The organism is Paenibacillus methanolicus, from assembly GCF_008124765.1.
GTDB classification, from domain to species: domain Bacteria; phylum Bacillota; class Bacilli; order Paenibacillales; family Paenibacillaceae; genus Paenibacillus_Z; species Paenibacillus_Z methanolicus.
Window position 1 is genome coordinate 24,432 of sequence record NZ_VNHS01000010.1, and the last position, 13,350, is coordinate 37,781.

Annotated in this window: 10 protein-coding genes and 3 pseudogenes; 2 read left to right on the forward strand and 11 right to left on the reverse strand. The window is 53.4% G+C overall.

Annotation, left to right across the window (positions count from 1 at the left end; all coding sequences use genetic code 11):
- Positions 1 to 3: 3 nt before the first annotated feature.
- The 10 genes and pseudogenes from BCM02_RS24365 to sigK (BCM02_RS24410) all read right to left on the reverse strand — a co-directional run bounded on the left by BCM02_RS24365 (position 4) and on the right by sigK (BCM02_RS24410) (position 11,128).
- On the reverse strand, positions 4 to 708 hold the full coding sequence (locus tag BCM02_RS24365) for a hypothetical protein (RefSeq protein WP_148931747.1): 705 nt from the start codon (positions 706 to 708) through the stop codon (positions 4 to 6).
- A gap of 179 nt (positions 709 to 887) precedes the next feature.
- Positions 888 to 2,621 carry a cache domain-containing sensor histidine kinase gene (locus BCM02_RS24370; protein WP_246183555.1) on the reverse strand — a complete coding sequence of 578 codons (1,734 nt, stop codon included), beginning with the start codon at positions 2,619 to 2,621 and terminating at the stop codon, positions 888 to 890.
- A 2-nt stretch (positions 2,622 to 2,623) separates the two neighbouring features.
- Complete coding sequence (locus tag BCM02_RS24375; RefSeq protein WP_148931749.1) at positions 2,624 to 3,418, reverse strand: response regulator transcription factor; 795 nt, start codon at positions 3,416 to 3,418, stop codon at positions 2,624 to 2,626.
- Between the two features lie 136 nt (positions 3,419 to 3,554).
- On the reverse strand, positions 3,555 to 5,675 hold the full coding sequence (locus BCM02_RS24380; RefSeq protein ID WP_187434394.1) for an alpha-N-acetylglucosaminidase: 2,121 nt from the start codon (positions 5,673 to 5,675) through the stop codon (positions 3,555 to 3,557).
- Positions 5,676 to 5,689: 14 nt separating this feature from the next.
- Complete coding sequence (locus BCM02_RS24385; protein ID WP_148931751.1) at positions 5,690 to 6,544, reverse strand: carbohydrate ABC transporter permease; 855 nt, start codon at positions 6,542 to 6,544, stop codon at positions 5,690 to 5,692.
- The gene (locus tag BCM02_RS24390; RefSeq protein ID WP_148932054.1) at positions 6,541 to 7,431 is read right to left on the reverse strand and encodes a carbohydrate ABC transporter permease; all 891 of its coding nucleotides are present in this window, start codon (positions 7,429 to 7,431) and stop codon (positions 6,541 to 6,543) included. The genes BCM02_RS24385 and BCM02_RS24390 overlap by 4 nt, the downstream gene beginning before the upstream one ends.
- Before the next feature lie 120 nt (positions 7,432 to 7,551).
- Positions 7,552 to 8,844, reverse strand: coding sequence for an ABC transporter substrate-binding protein (locus BCM02_RS24395; RefSeq protein ID WP_148931752.1), 1,293 nt, complete (start codon positions 8,842 to 8,844; stop codon positions 7,552 to 7,554).
- Between the two features lie 367 nt (positions 8,845 to 9,211).
- Positions 9,212 to 9,535 (reverse strand): annotated as a pseudogene (locus tag BCM02_RS24400) (sigma factor); the annotation flags it as partial.
- Positions 9,536 to 9,559: 24 nt separating this feature from the next.
- On the reverse strand, positions 9,560 to 10,165 hold the full coding sequence (locus BCM02_RS24405; RefSeq protein ID WP_148931753.1) for an ATPase: 606 nt from the start codon (positions 10,163 to 10,165) through the stop codon (positions 9,560 to 9,562).
- A 452-nt stretch (positions 10,166 to 10,617) separates the two neighbouring features.
- Positions 10,618 to 11,128: pseudogene (gene sigK / locus BCM02_RS24410) on the reverse strand (RNA polymerase sporulation sigma factor SigK).
- Positions 11,129 to 11,351: 223 nt separating this feature from the next.
- Here sigK (BCM02_RS24410) and BCM02_RS24415 point away from each other — a divergent pair.
- Positions 11,352 to 11,696 (forward strand): YojF family protein, encoded by a 345-nt coding sequence (locus BCM02_RS24415; protein ID WP_148931754.1) that lies wholly within the window; start codon positions 11,352 to 11,354, stop codon positions 11,694 to 11,696.
- Positions 11,697 to 11,718: 22 nt separating this feature from the next.
- A complete protein-coding gene (bshB2, locus tag BCM02_RS24420; protein ID WP_148932055.1) occupies positions 11,719 to 12,378 on the forward strand; it encodes a bacillithiol biosynthesis deacetylase BshB2 in 660 nt (219 codons plus the stop codon).
- Between the two features lie 97 nt (positions 12,379 to 12,475).
- Here bshB2 and sigK (BCM02_RS24425) read toward each other — a convergent pair.
- Positions 12,476 to 13,029: pseudogene (gene sigK / locus BCM02_RS24425) on the reverse strand (RNA polymerase sporulation sigma factor SigK); the annotation flags it as partial.
- Between the last annotated feature and the right edge of the window lie 321 nt (positions 13,030 to 13,350).

Genomic DNA, 13,350 nt, shown 5'->3' on the forward strand with positions numbered 1-13,350 from the left:
CTTCTATTCTCCTCCTTTGGATGGTTCAACGCTTTCCTCGTTCTTCGCGCTGCCTTCGGTTAACGGGCTTTTCTTTATATCGGCGATTCGCCAGGCATCTCCCTCCTTCACAAGGTCTACTACCCGCTGCTGCTTATAAGACTTGCCGAGCGACAGCTTGCGTGCGGCAAGGTATTGCGGCTCGCATGCGACGAATTCGAACTCGTCCTCCACCTTCGCCTGCGCTCGGCGGTAATCGGCTGCGAACGTAATGTCGTACCAAGCCAGATTCCGCTGCTTGATTTCGATTTGCTGCTGCTCATACAGCTGCTTCAACTCATTCTGATAGCGCTTACCAAGCTGGCTGCGGAAAGTCTCCGTATAATAAGCAAGCTCCTCCTCCGGCCGAATCGTTTTATAGCTGCGGTTATTAATGGCATTCGCATGCAGAATAAGCAACTTCCGTACCGCAATGACGTCCGGATGTTCGTCCGCCACGCTCTCTGCTTGATTTCCCTCCGCATCCAGCACATGCCATAATGTCTGAGCTGCGCGTTCCGCTTGTCTGCGCGCTTCGCCTTCTGTGCTGCCAGCCGCTTCGGATTCACTGTTGGCCGAAGAACATCCTGCGAACATGGCGCCGATTGCACCCAGCAATAAAGCAATAAGCAGGAAGGTAATCATTAGCCACAGCCGGCCGCGCACAGCGCCTCTCGCACCTCGTTTCATTCCTGCCGCCTCCTTTCGCTCTTTGGGTTACACCGTCATTATAGAAGCTATTCCGCGACACCCCCATATGAGATTTTTTCGATTCCTATGGGGATTTGCGTGGTATCCTTTCCCAAGCCTCCGACCAAAAGAAAAACGAGCCATAACGGCTCGTTGCTTATAGTTCCAACACATCCTGGTTACACGATTTTCGCATTCGCAGCACCGGACGCCTCCCTCGCAAGCGAGGTTGAACGCGGGAATGCCAGCGTCACCGTCGTTCCCTCGCGCAGGACGCTCGCGATCCGCAGCCCATACGACTCCCCGCAATAGAAGCGTATCCGCTCGTGCACGTTGCGAAGCCCGTATCCCCCCGCCGACTCCCGTTCCAACAAGGATACGCAAACCGATGATTCCATCCCCGCGCCATTGTCCTGCACAGTCAGAACGACGGCATCCACGGCAAGTTCTGCCCGAATGATCAGCAATCCGCCCGCTTCTTCCCGCTCGTCCAAGCCATGAATGATGGCGTTCTCCACGATCGGCTGCAGGACGAAATGGACGATTTCGCAGCCTAGCGCCTGCTCGTCGATGTCGAATACAACCTCCAGCCCTTCGCTGTGCATCATGCGCTGGATTTCAATATAGGCTTGGATGTTGGCCAGTTCTTCCGCAACGGTCGTCACCGCCTTCCCTTGGTTCAGGCTGGTGCGGTAAAATTTCGAGAGCATATTGGCAGCCCGGCTGATTTCCGGCGCTTCAAGCCGCACCGCTTTCCAGTTGATGAGCGACAGCGTGTTATACAGAAAATGCGGATTGATTTGCGCCTGCAGCGCGGCAAGCTCCGCTTCCTTCTCTTGCGTGCGGGCTTCGTCCACCTCTTGAATCAAGATACGGATGCGCCGCACCATCTTATCGAAGCTGGCTGTCAGCTCCCCGATTTCATCGCTTGACGCCGTTCGGAACGGTACTTGAAAGTCCCCGTTCTCGACGGAGACGATGCTGCGCTTAAGCGCGTGAATCGGCTTGACGAGCGTACGCGTGAATAGCCAGATGAGCGCGAGCAGCACGATTCCCGATAGCAGCAGCACGGACACCGTCGCCCCCAGAATATCGGTCGAGCTGACCTGCACGCGGTTCTTCGGCGCGACGTAATAAACCGTCCATGCGGTGTTCGGAATCTGAACCCCCGTAGACACATACATGCTGCCGTCAACGCGGATGGATTGCTGCCGTTGCTCCCCGATCTGCGCTGAGAGGGATTCGTTAACGCCTCCGTTGTATATGAGACTCCCGGAGCTATCCTTGATCAGATACCGTCCTTCGCCGACGGAATCCCCCGCAAGCTTGGCAAACAATAGATCATGGTCGAGACGCACCCGGAGCACGCCCGCGAAAGTGGTATTGTCGCTCCTCTGGATCGCATGCGACGCATAGAGGACGCCGCTCTCGTCAACCCGCCATAGCGTCTGGTTGCCGGCCTTTGCCTCCCTGTACCAGTCTGTCTGCCTCACTTCGTTGCTCGGATAAATAAAGTTGCCGATCTGCCGCCCTACATAGTCCGAATAGAAGAACACTTCCTTAAGCTCCCGGTGAATGTTGATGTAATACCAAATCGTCGGCTCGATATTCTCGTTCAGCTCCCGGGTATAGTTGAGCATGTTGCCAAGCTCCCGCCCGGCGACCTTCTTCACGACCGGATGGTACACCATGAAATCGATAAAGCCGCGCACCTTCTCCAGTTCCTGATCGACGTTGGCCGCAGCCTGACGAACCGTTTCGTTCATCCCCAGCAGCGCCTGCTTCTCCAGGTAGCCTTCCGCCGCGCGGTAAGCGAACACGCCAAGCGAAGCAACCGGAAGAACGCCAATAATCAAATAAGTCACGATAAGCTTGTGCATTAACTTTCGGTTGCGAAAGAATGAGAGCAGCATATTCACGACGTGCGCACCCGCTCCCGGTATTGAGCAGGCGTAAGGCCGTAGTGGCTTTTGAACATCACACCGAAGTAGGAGATATCCGAGAACCCGACCATTCTGCACACATCGACGATTTTATAATTGTTCTGATCGAGCAGCTCCCGCGCCTTCTCCATTCGAAGCTGGTTAATATATTTCACGATGCTCTGGCCGGTTGTCCGTTTGAATATATGACTGAGATAGCTTCCGGAGAGGTGCACATGGCGCGCCAACTGCTCCAAGCTCAGGTCCCGGTCAAACTGCTGCTCAATCAGACGAATAACCTCGTGCACCGCCCGTTTGCGGTGAGCCTCCTCCACGCCTGACGGTACGGCGTCCTCTCCGGCGGGAGCGGCGTACCGCTTGACCGGCTGCGCAACCGGCTGAAGGAGGGACTGTTGCTGCTCATAATCCGCCGCCAATACTCGCATAACATCCAGAAATTCCTCCGGCTCGATCGGCTTGAGCAAATAATGCTTCACCTGCAGCGTAATCGCCCGGCGGGCGTATTCGAATTCGCCATGCCCGCTCAGAATGACAATACGCAGATCCGGCTTCAGGCAGCGAGCCTCCTGAGCAAGCTGCAAACCGTCCATGAACGGCATCCGGATATCCGTAAGCAGGACGTCGAACGGCTCCTCCTGAAGAATGGCAAGCGCCCGCCTGCCATTCTTCGCTTCCTTGATCTCCATGGGCAGCCGGTGTTTCTCAATCAAATACCGGATGCCGTCCCGTTCGTTCTGATCGTCATCCGCTACAAGCATGCGAAGCATATATCCGCCCCCCTTTTAGACTTTATTCTACCAAATCCGACATTCGCCAGATAGCGAAAAACAGTGTTCCGGCTTTAGCGCCGAACACTGTTATTCAAAAGCGGTTTTGACGGCAGCGAGGTAGGTGGGCACCGATTCAGACGCGGCAAAGATGGAGTATCCGTTCTGCCGCCTCGTACACGCAGCCTGCCGGATCGTCAGCAAATACGTCAGTCCCGAGCGCCCATTCCGATTCCCAGGCGAACCAATCGATCGCCGCCGGCTCGCAGCCGTTCTCAAGCGCATTCCGGAGACTGGCGAAGTATAGCTCCCATCGCGGCCGATAGAACCGCTCAAGTAACCCTGACCACTCGCGGTGCGCATAGTCATGCAACACCTCCGCGGATGCTCGCGGTCCCCATACCGTCACCAAAGTCCGCGCGTTCCATTCCAATTGCTGCCGCTCCGATTCCGTCCCGCCAAGGCTTCGGGCTTCCTTCAGCCAGCGGCCCAGCAGGAATTCCGGGCGCGTCCGCAGCAGTTCCTCCTGCGCGTCCAGCAACGTTAAGAACCGTTTGACCCCCAGCTCGAAGAAAGCTTGCTCTCTCCGCTCATACGCCTCCATAATCTCGGCGTATACCGTACGCGAATAATCGGCTGCGGCCTGCCGGGCAACATCGGCGAGATCGTAGCGGTACCCTTCCGAAGCATCGCAAGCCACCCGGGATGCGAGCAGCAATTGGCAAGCCTCCCGAACCTTCGACGTCTCGTAATGCGGACGCGATGGCCCCCATGTAGACACGTTGGCAATAGCTGGCGCGGGTCTTGCGCACAGCAGCGATTCGGCAGCACCCTGCTGGACGGTCTGCGCATCGTAGACGCTCGCCGCGAGCAGTCGCCAAGCTTGAATGGCTTCATCCGGCGCGTTGCCGTAGCGACGGTGAATATATCCCTGCAGCCATTCGCCAATATCCGGCGCTTCGGTCCGCCACATCATGTCCGTCATCAGGTCGTACATGACCGGATTCGTGCCGATCCCCTCCATCGCCAGGCCGAGCCCTGACATGGCGCCGCTCGACGGATCGCCCAAGGCTTCAAGCGGGGCGTGCGCAATTGTCTGCAGATTGCCGAATAAACCGTTCTTGCCGCCGTAATTCTGGATCATGCACCACACCCACGGCACGCCCTGAAACGCACTCTCGCTTTTCCACGCCGGCTTGGATTCGCACCATAGATCGAGCACGAGCGCATGTTCCGGGTGTACCGCATGCAACAGTTCGCGCTTCGGATTGCCTTCCCATGCCTGGAACACCCACACCGCCGCCGGGTTGCGATGGCGCATATGCCGCTCGACTCCCTTCGCGTATCGGGGAAGATCGACGCCCACGGCGCTTCCCCCTTCATGGAAAGGGTCCATGCTGTAATAGCGAATGCCCGGTCCTGCGAGACGTTCCTGCTCCTCGTAGAAGATCGCGGCGACCGTGCCGAAGGCAGGCCATTCCGGCAGCAGCAGCGATGGCCGGCGGAACCCGCACCATAACCCTTGGTCCAGCGGCAAGTCCCCTTCCGGCGCGAACCGTTCGCCGAAGTCGGCCGGCACCATGCCGCAGTAGCCGGGAACGACCGGCGCGATGCCGAGCTCGCGCATCCGGTCATGAATCCGTTTTGCAAGCTCCGCGCGATCCTCGAACCAACCATCGGTCGGCGGCCCTCCCCAACTGGTCAAATTTTGCATCCACTGCCAGGCGAAAAAGGCCGGACCGCATATCTCAGCCGCCGCTTCCGCCATGGTATACCCGATTCGAACGAGCGTATTCCGCCATACCGTCTCCTGTCCGACCAGACTGAGCATCAGATTGATCCCGTTCAGGGCTATCCAGTCGAGTTCCCGCTCCCATCGCTCCCATGACCAGAACGCCATGGAATAGGAGTACGTGCAGTAATTCAAGTGATAGCGGTAACGATACGGAGAACGCTGGCGGATCGGACGAGCCGGCAGCGGCAGCGGATTCCGCAATTCGATTCGGCTTCCGCACCAGGACAGGTGCACGCCGCCTTCATGCTTCAGGTACCAATGAAAACCTGCCGCCAGGGCGGATACCGAGCTGCCGTTAATTTCGATCCCGCCCGCCTCCGAAGCCTTGACCTCAAACCGTTCGCCGTCCATGTTATCCGTCATGAGGTTTAGCTTGAAGCTCGTAGCAAGCTCACCTCCGATTGTGCGGGCAATTAGCGCTTGGACGGCTTGAACCGCGCCGCGTTCATCTTCCATTCCCATTCTGTCCCCCCCGCTCATCCTTTCAACGCTCCCGCCGCGACGCCTTTGATCATATATTTCTGCATGAACAGATAGAACGCCATAAGCGGCGCGACGCCGAGCATCAGCATCGGGAACAGGCTCGTCCAGTCGACCGAGAATTGGCCGATATTGCGAAATACTTCAAGCAGAATTACGTTATGTTCTCTGGATTGCAGGAACAGCAGCGGATTCATGAAGTCGTTCCACACATTCAAGGTCGACACGATCGCGACCGTCGCGATGACCGGCTTCAGCAGCGGGAACGCGATCAGCCAGAACGTCTTCGGCACCGAGCAGCCGTCCATGAATGCCGACTCCTCCAGCTCCAGCGGCACCGATGATTGAATGAAGCTATGGAACAGGAATATCGCAATGGTACAGCCGCTGCCGATATTGACGAAGATAACGGCCAACAGCGAGTCCATCAAGCCAAGCGCATTGATCAGCTTGTATAGGCTGACGAGTCCCATTTGGAATGGAACCATTAATCCCGCAAGGAACAAGTAGAAGATAGCCCGATGCAGCGTGTGCGAGCGCCGCGCCAGTCCGTACGCCGCCATCGCGGAGAAGACGACGATACCGATCACGGAGGCAATCGTGACGATGGCGGTATTCGCCAGCACGCGCGGATAGACCATCGCTTCCCAGGCTGCGGCGTAATTGCCGAAATCCAGACCTGCAGGCAGCGACAGCGGATGGAGAGCGGCTTCTTCCGGTGATTTGAACGTCGTCACGATCAAGTAATAGACTGGAACGAACACGACAGCCGCCAGCAGAATGAGGATCGCTTCCAGTATCCATGGGTAGCGGCGCAGCCGTCGTTTGGCAGAATAGGGCCGTGTTGTCATCGTATTTTCTCCCCCCACTTGCTCAGATAACGCATCATAATCAGCGTAATTGCCATGACGATGCCGAAGAACACGACGCCGAACGCCGCTCCCCGATTGTAGAAGCCTTCATTAAATGATGTTTTAATATAAGCGGTCATGATCGTCTGCGTGGCATTGCCCGGGCCGCCGTCGGTCAAGGCGAGAATGATATCGAACACCTTCAGCCCGCCGATCATCGCCGTAACCGCCACGACATTGACCGACGGTTGCATGAGCGGCAGCGTGACGCGCCAGAACTGCTTCCAGCCGCTCGCGCCGTCAATATCGGCCGCCTCGTAGAGATCCTTCGGGATGCTCTGCAGATTCGCGAGGAAAATGACCATCGCCCAACCGGTCCATTGCCACAATTGCGTAAACACAATCGAATACAGTGCGATGTCTTTATCGCCAAGGAAGTTGATCTTGCCAAGCCCCAGTGCCTCAAGCCCCTGATTGATTAGCCCGTAATCGGAAGTGGACATCAGATAGCCCCAGAGAAACCCGACGATCAATGGACTAAAGACCGCGGGCATGAAAAAGACGGAGCGTAGCAGATTCCGCGTCGCGAGCTTACGATCGAGGAAGACCGCGAGCACAAGTCCAAGCGACGTCTGGAACACCGTCATAAGCACCGCGTAGAGAATCGAATTTTTCAGGCCGGTGCGCAGCAGGTCGCTGCCGAACAGATGCTTGTAATTGTCGAGACCGACGAACGACAGGTTCGTTATTTTGCGGACCGTATAATCCGTCACGCTGTAGTAAAACATCGACAGGAACGGGTACACGGAGAATAGCACATAGAACAGAAGCGCGGGTGCGATGAACAAGCTATAGTTTAGCTCGCGTTTCCACGTTCTTTGATTCATCACGGCCTTACCGACCTTTCTTGGCAAAATAGACGGCAGCCGCCGGTTAAGCGCTGCCGTATGGTTCGTGCTATGAATAATTCTCGTCGAATACAAGTTACTAACCGCTTACCCTAATAGCTAGGAGCCCAAGTCGCTCAACTCGGCCCGTTTCTCGTCCGTGCCTTTCAGCGCGTCGCCGACTGAGCTGCTGCCGCCCAGCACCTCCTGCAGCCGTTTCCCGTACTCCTCGATCAGCGATTGCGCATTGTCGCCCCAGTTGTTCCATGGCGCATACACGTTGCCCGCTTTGAACGTTTCCTTCACGCCCTCGTATTCTGCAGGCATCTCGAACTCCACGCCTTTCAGGTAACTGCTGCCGCCCTTGTTGTCGTTCCAGAACGCCTGCTGGCCTTCCGGCGTCGAAATCAGATCGAGCACCTTCATGACGGCTTCCGGATGCGCGGATTTGCTGTTCGCCGCGAAGCCGACGCCAGGGCCGCCGATCAGCCAGCCTGGGCCTGGCTGCGAGCCGTAGAACGGGAACATGTTGACTTTGATGTTCGGGTTCTTCTTCTTGATCGCTTCCATCGCCCATGGGCCGGATTCCCACATCGCCGCTTTGCCCGTGGCGAATTCGTCCAGTGCCTGATCGTAGTCGATCCCGAGCATTTCCTCGTTCAGATAGCCGTCCTGAATAAGCGCCGACCACTGCTCGACCGCCGGGACCCAGCTGTCCGCCAGCTTCTTCGCCCCTTGGCCGAACTGTACGTCGAAGTCCTTGTTCTCCGGCTTCGCAAGGAATTCGTTCATCACGTAGCCCATGGACGACTTCATCATCGGCTCCCACGATTTGGCGCCCATCGCCTGAGGCTTTATCCCTTTGTCCTTCAGCGCCTTATGCAGGGCCAATTCCTCCGCGAATGTAGACGGCGGCTTCAGTCCGTATTGATCGAAAATATCGACATTGTAGAAAATGCCCTCGAACCAACTGATGCCTGGAATCGCATACAATTTGCCGTCTGCGGAATACACGTTTTTGCCTGCGTCGTTGTAGCGGTCCGCGAGCGCGGAGATATCCTGAAGGTAACCGAGCTTCGCGTATTTGGTGCTTGCCGACGGACTGACCGACACAATATCCGGTCCCGAACCGGCCGCTAGCTGAGTCGCGATAATGTTGTCGTATTGCTTGTTATCGATAAATTGGTATTCTACTTCAATATCCGGCAGTTTTTTCGCGATAAGGGCAAGCAGCGTCTTCACGCTGTCTTCTTTGTTCCAATAGGCGAGGCGTACCTTCACCTTCTCGGCCGTTTCCTTCTCGCTGCCTTCACCGCCATTTGGCAAGTTGCTTCCGTTATTCCCGCTGCAGCCTGCCAGCGCCATGGATATGGCCATCAGCACGACAAAGAGCGTAATCGAAGCTTTCCTCAACTCTATGACCTCCCGCTATCTACTGTTGTCCTCTTGCGAACCGGTTCTAATTTGATTATAGGCGACGACTGGGAACGCGGAAATCTAATATATTTCGGATCATTATGAGAAAACAGCTGTAATGAAGAATGAGCGCCAGCTTCTCTAACATTGTGAACAAAACCCGATAATTCCGAAACAAAAATAAACCGACTTCCATCACATGACAGAAATCGGCTTACACTTCATTTTTATTACTTTCTTGTAAAGGGCGAACGATACGACCACGACTTCTTTCTCCCGGTCATCGAGTCTTGTAGATCTTGCTCTTCTCTATTTTAAGTTGAACTTAAAAGTTTTCGCAGAAAACTTACTTCGGAAGCATATGCTTAGCCACATCGCCTTGTTCCGAACCGAGGATGTCGATGAGCGTGATTTCGTTCCCCTCTTTGTCCGTCCCGATCGGGTCGTGCAGCGAAACGTCTTTCTTCGTCTTTTTCAACGAACGTAAGTACATTAAGATTTCGTTCTCGATACAACGAGCCGCGAAGGTCGCAAGCTTCTTCCCTTTGCCCTGCTGGAAGCTCTCGATCGCTTTGATCAGGCCGATGGTTCCGATGGAGATCAGCCCCTCCAGATCTTCCCCGGTGTTATCGAATTTTTTGACGTTGTGAACACGACCTGATGTATTTTCGGAACAAAATAAACCGATCTCCGCCTCGAGACGGAAATCGGTTTATCCCCACTTATTATTTCTCTCCTGTAAACGGTCATCGATGTCTTTCACCCATTCTGGTAACGAGGTGCCAAAATGTTGGATTGTGGTGTGATCCGCTTCCAGTGCAATTTCACCGTCGTTACTACTGTTGTCAATGACAATGAGGTAGTCTATCAGATTCAGGTGTTCAAGCAAATTTCTCAAGGATGTCTGATGACGCCTAAGGATATCTTCAGTTTCGATATGATGGCCGCCATTTCGAACTCGCAAAGCGACACGTTCAATGTTAAGACGTACATCTCCTAATCCTACATAAAACACGATGACTTCGAAACCTTTCGACTTTGCCTCCTGCATTTGTCGGATCACGTTGCCGCCTGCAAGCGTGGTTTCAACGGTAAAATCACGCTTATGCACAATGCATTCCCTTGCAAGCTTAATAGCTTCTTTACCGGCCGAAACTTTGCGACGGTCAGGATTTTCTCGATCGATTCCGCGAGCCAAGGCATCCGGATCAATAATAACACTTACACCCAGCCGTTCAATAATCAGATTGCGAATCGTACTTTTGCCGCTACCGTTATTACCGGCGAATACAAACATGGTGGCAATGGGATCATTCATGATAGAGGTCCTGTTCATGTATTCGCTCGATTACGCCATCGCTGTACTCTTTGACAAATTCACCTTCACGCGTTTTGTATACTATATAAGTTCCGTTCGCTTTAGCATCCAATTTTGCTCGATCCCCGGTTAGCTTAATATACTTGCTTAGATCTTGTATACGGTTCATTCCTTTTCACCATCCACATTCAAGTGTATAGCTGAAGTATATCATACCAGGATTCTTAAAGCAGATATCAGCGGTCTGTTTACTGCCTACCAATTAACTTTTCCATCACCGATAACTTGCGTCACTACAAGTTCATCCCGTGGTACCCCATCGCTTGCATGTGGTGCGTTATTTTAAAGTGTAGAAGATAGCCAAGGCGTGGACGCCTTGGCTATTCTACGATGTTAATCAAGATTCATGCATAGTCGCGATTGGGTCGTTCTTGATGAAAGTCCTGTATTAATCACTTCTTCTGCTTATAAAACTCATGGTACAGCTTCATCAACGCCCGCTTCTCAATCCGCGACACATAGGAGCGGCTAATCCCCAACTCCTTCGCAATCTCCCGCTGCGTCCGCTCTTCCCCGCCCGTAATCAATCCAAACCGCCCCACCACGACTTCCTTCTCCCGGTCATCGAGGATATGCTCTTCTCTATCTTCAGCTGCACTTTATCCGCCACATCGTCGGCTTCCGAACCGAGGATGTCGATCAGCGTGATTTCGTTCCCCTCTTTGTCCGTCCCGATCGGATCATGCAGGGACAACACGTGTCCTTCTTGGTCTTCTTCAAACTACGCAAGTGCATTAAGATTTCGTTCTCGATACAACGAGCCGCGAACGTCGCGAACTTCGTCCCTTTGCCTTGCTGGAAGCTCTCGATCGCTTTGATCAGACCGATGGTCCCGATGGAGATCAGGTCCTCCAGATCTTCCCCGGTGTTATCGAATTTTTTGACATTGTGACACAACCTGATGCAACCAGTGGTTAGTGGGCGGTTGCGATAAAGAACGTAAACTCTTAGAGGACCTATAGAGGTCAAATAATAAGCCCAAACGATATTATGGTGACGGAGGGGGAATGATTGTTCTATAATTTAAATTCGGTTGGATCATTTGTTGAAGGTATTGAATCACCGAACAAATAGGAATGTAACCATATAAAAACGGGAAATGCCATAGGTGTCAGGAGGAAAGAAAATGCAACTGATCGACAAAACGAAAGTCCAGCAATTGTTAGATATCCTTATCGATTGCGATTTATATATCCATCTCGAGATGACAACGGGAGCTTACGCAGCGCATCTGGACCTTACGAAACATCCAGCCGCGACCTTTATTACGAACGCCGTTATTCGTTATTCCCACGGTTCGATTTCCGGGGACGGCCCATATCGTGTCGGTTTGAAAACGGGAATTGGCTGGGTTTATTCCGAAGGGCTTACCCATTATGAAGAGACGGATTCCGATAGGCTCATCCTTGCGGGTCACGATCCTGCAGGAAAACTCGTTGTGGCGCTGCAATTGAGTCGGGAACCATTCTAAGGTAAAGGGGAATTGAACAATGATGAAACGACATATCCTAGTTGTACTTCCGCATCCGGACGACGAAGCGTTCGGCGTGTCAGGGACGCTTGCCATGCATCTCGACCAAGGATCGGCGGAAGTCACTTATGCTTGTTTGACTTTAGGAGAAATGGGTCGCAATATGGGAATACCGCCTTTCGCCAACCGGGTCACTCTACCCTCCATACGCAAGCAGGAACTGGAAGCATCTTGCCATGCTATTGGCATTCGGGATCTCAGAATGCTTGGATTTCACGATAAAATGATTGAATTCGAGGATAAAGCGAAGTTAGACGGTAGCATCGAAGCGCTCATGAAAGAGCTGAATCCTTCGTTGGTCATTACTTTCCACCCGACGCTGAGCGTTCATCCCGATCACAACGCATGCGGTGCGGCGGTAATCCGAACGATCGGCAGAATGCCTGCAGATCGTAGGCCGACCGTGCATTGCATGGCATTCGCAAACAATCACGAACACGAGATCGGCAAGCCTGATATCATTAATAACGTTAGAGGTTACCTGAAACAGAAAATGGCATCTATTCAAGCCCATAAGTCCCAATTCCAAGCAGCTGAATTGTTAGGTAACAAAAAATTATCGGATGCGGAAATCCAGGCACGTTTCGGAACGGAACGATTCTGGACGTATCGGTTCTCATAAAACACGATTCTCCTGCTTACCCCCTAGTCGCCGGTCAAGTTTCCGCAATCGGTCGTCAGCCAGTCATCCGGGCCGCCCATCCAGAGCGGCCCATCATTCACTTCTTCTGCTTATAAAACTCATGATACAGCTTCATCAACGCCCGCTTCTCAATCCGCGACACGTAGGAGCGGCTAATCCCCAATTCCTTCGCAATTTCCCGCTGCGTCCGCTCTTCCCCGCCGGTGATCAATCCGAACCTTCCAACCACAACTTCTTTCTCCCGGTCATCCAATATATCCAGGTTCTTGTATATCTTGCTCTTCTCTATTTTAAATTGAACTTAAAAGTTTTCGCAGAAAACTTACTTCGGAAGCATATGCTAGGCCACATCGTCAGCTTCCGAACCGAGGATGTCGATCAGCGTAATCTCGTTCCCCTCTTTGTCCGTCCCGATCGGATCATGCAGGGACAACACGTGTCCTTCTTGGTCTTCTTCAAACTACGCAAGTGCATTAAGATTTCGTTCTCGATACAACGAGCCGCGAAGGTCGCCAGCTTCGTCCTTTTGCCCTGCTGGAAGCTCTCGATCGCTTTGATCAGACCGATCGTCCCGATCGAGATCAGGTCCTCCAGGTCTTCCCCGGTGTTATCGAATTTTTTGACATTGTGAACACGACCCGATTTCCGACAAAATAATAAACCGACTTCCATCTCGTGACGGAAATCGGCTTACATCTTTTCATTATTTCTTTCTTGTAACTGGTGATGGATGATGTTCACCCATTCCGGCAACGGGTCTGTATGGTGCTTAATACTGGTCCTATCCGCTTCCAGTACAATCTCGCAGGCGGAACTGCTATTGTCAATGACGATAAGATGATCGATCAGCTTCAGATGTTCAAGCAGATTGCTTATTGAGGTCTGATGCGCCTAAGGATATCCTAGGTCGATATGATGGCCGCCATTTCGAACTCGCGCCGCTACGCGTTC

Excerpts from the sequence above, each read along its gene's own strand:
- BCM02_RS24365 (WP_148931747.1), bottom strand. The coding sequence starts at position 708 with ATGAAACGAGGTGCGAGAGGCGCTGTGCGCGGCCGGCTGTGGCTAATG.
- BCM02_RS24370 (WP_246183555.1), bottom strand. The coding sequence starts at position 2,621 with ATGCTGCTCTCATTCTTTCGCAACCGAAAGTTAATGCACAAGCTTATC.
- BCM02_RS24375 (WP_148931749.1), bottom strand. The coding sequence starts at position 3,418 with ATGCTTCGCATGCTTGTAGCGGATGACGATCAGAACGAACGGGACGGC.
- BCM02_RS24380 (WP_187434394.1), bottom strand. The coding sequence starts at position 5,675 with ATGGGAATGGAAGATGAACGCGGCGCGGTTCAAGCCGTCCAAGCGCTA.
- BCM02_RS24385 (WP_148931751.1), bottom strand. The coding sequence starts at position 6,544 with ATGACAACACGGCCCTATTCTGCCAAACGACGGCTGCGCCGCTACCCA.
- BCM02_RS24390 (WP_148932054.1), bottom strand. The coding sequence starts at position 7,431 with ATGAATCAAAGAACGTGGAAACGCGAGCTAAACTATAGCTTGTTCATC.
- BCM02_RS24405 (WP_148931753.1), bottom strand. The coding sequence starts at position 10,165 with ATGAATGATCCCATTGCCACCATGTTTGTATTCGCCGGTAATAACGGT.
- BCM02_RS24415 (WP_148931754.1), top strand. The coding sequence starts at position 11,352 with ATGCAACTGATCGACAAAACGAAAGTCCAGCAATTGTTAGATATCCTT.
- bshB2 (WP_148932055.1), top strand. The coding sequence starts at position 11,719 with ATGAAACGACATATCCTAGTTGTACTTCCGCATCCGGACGACGAAGCG.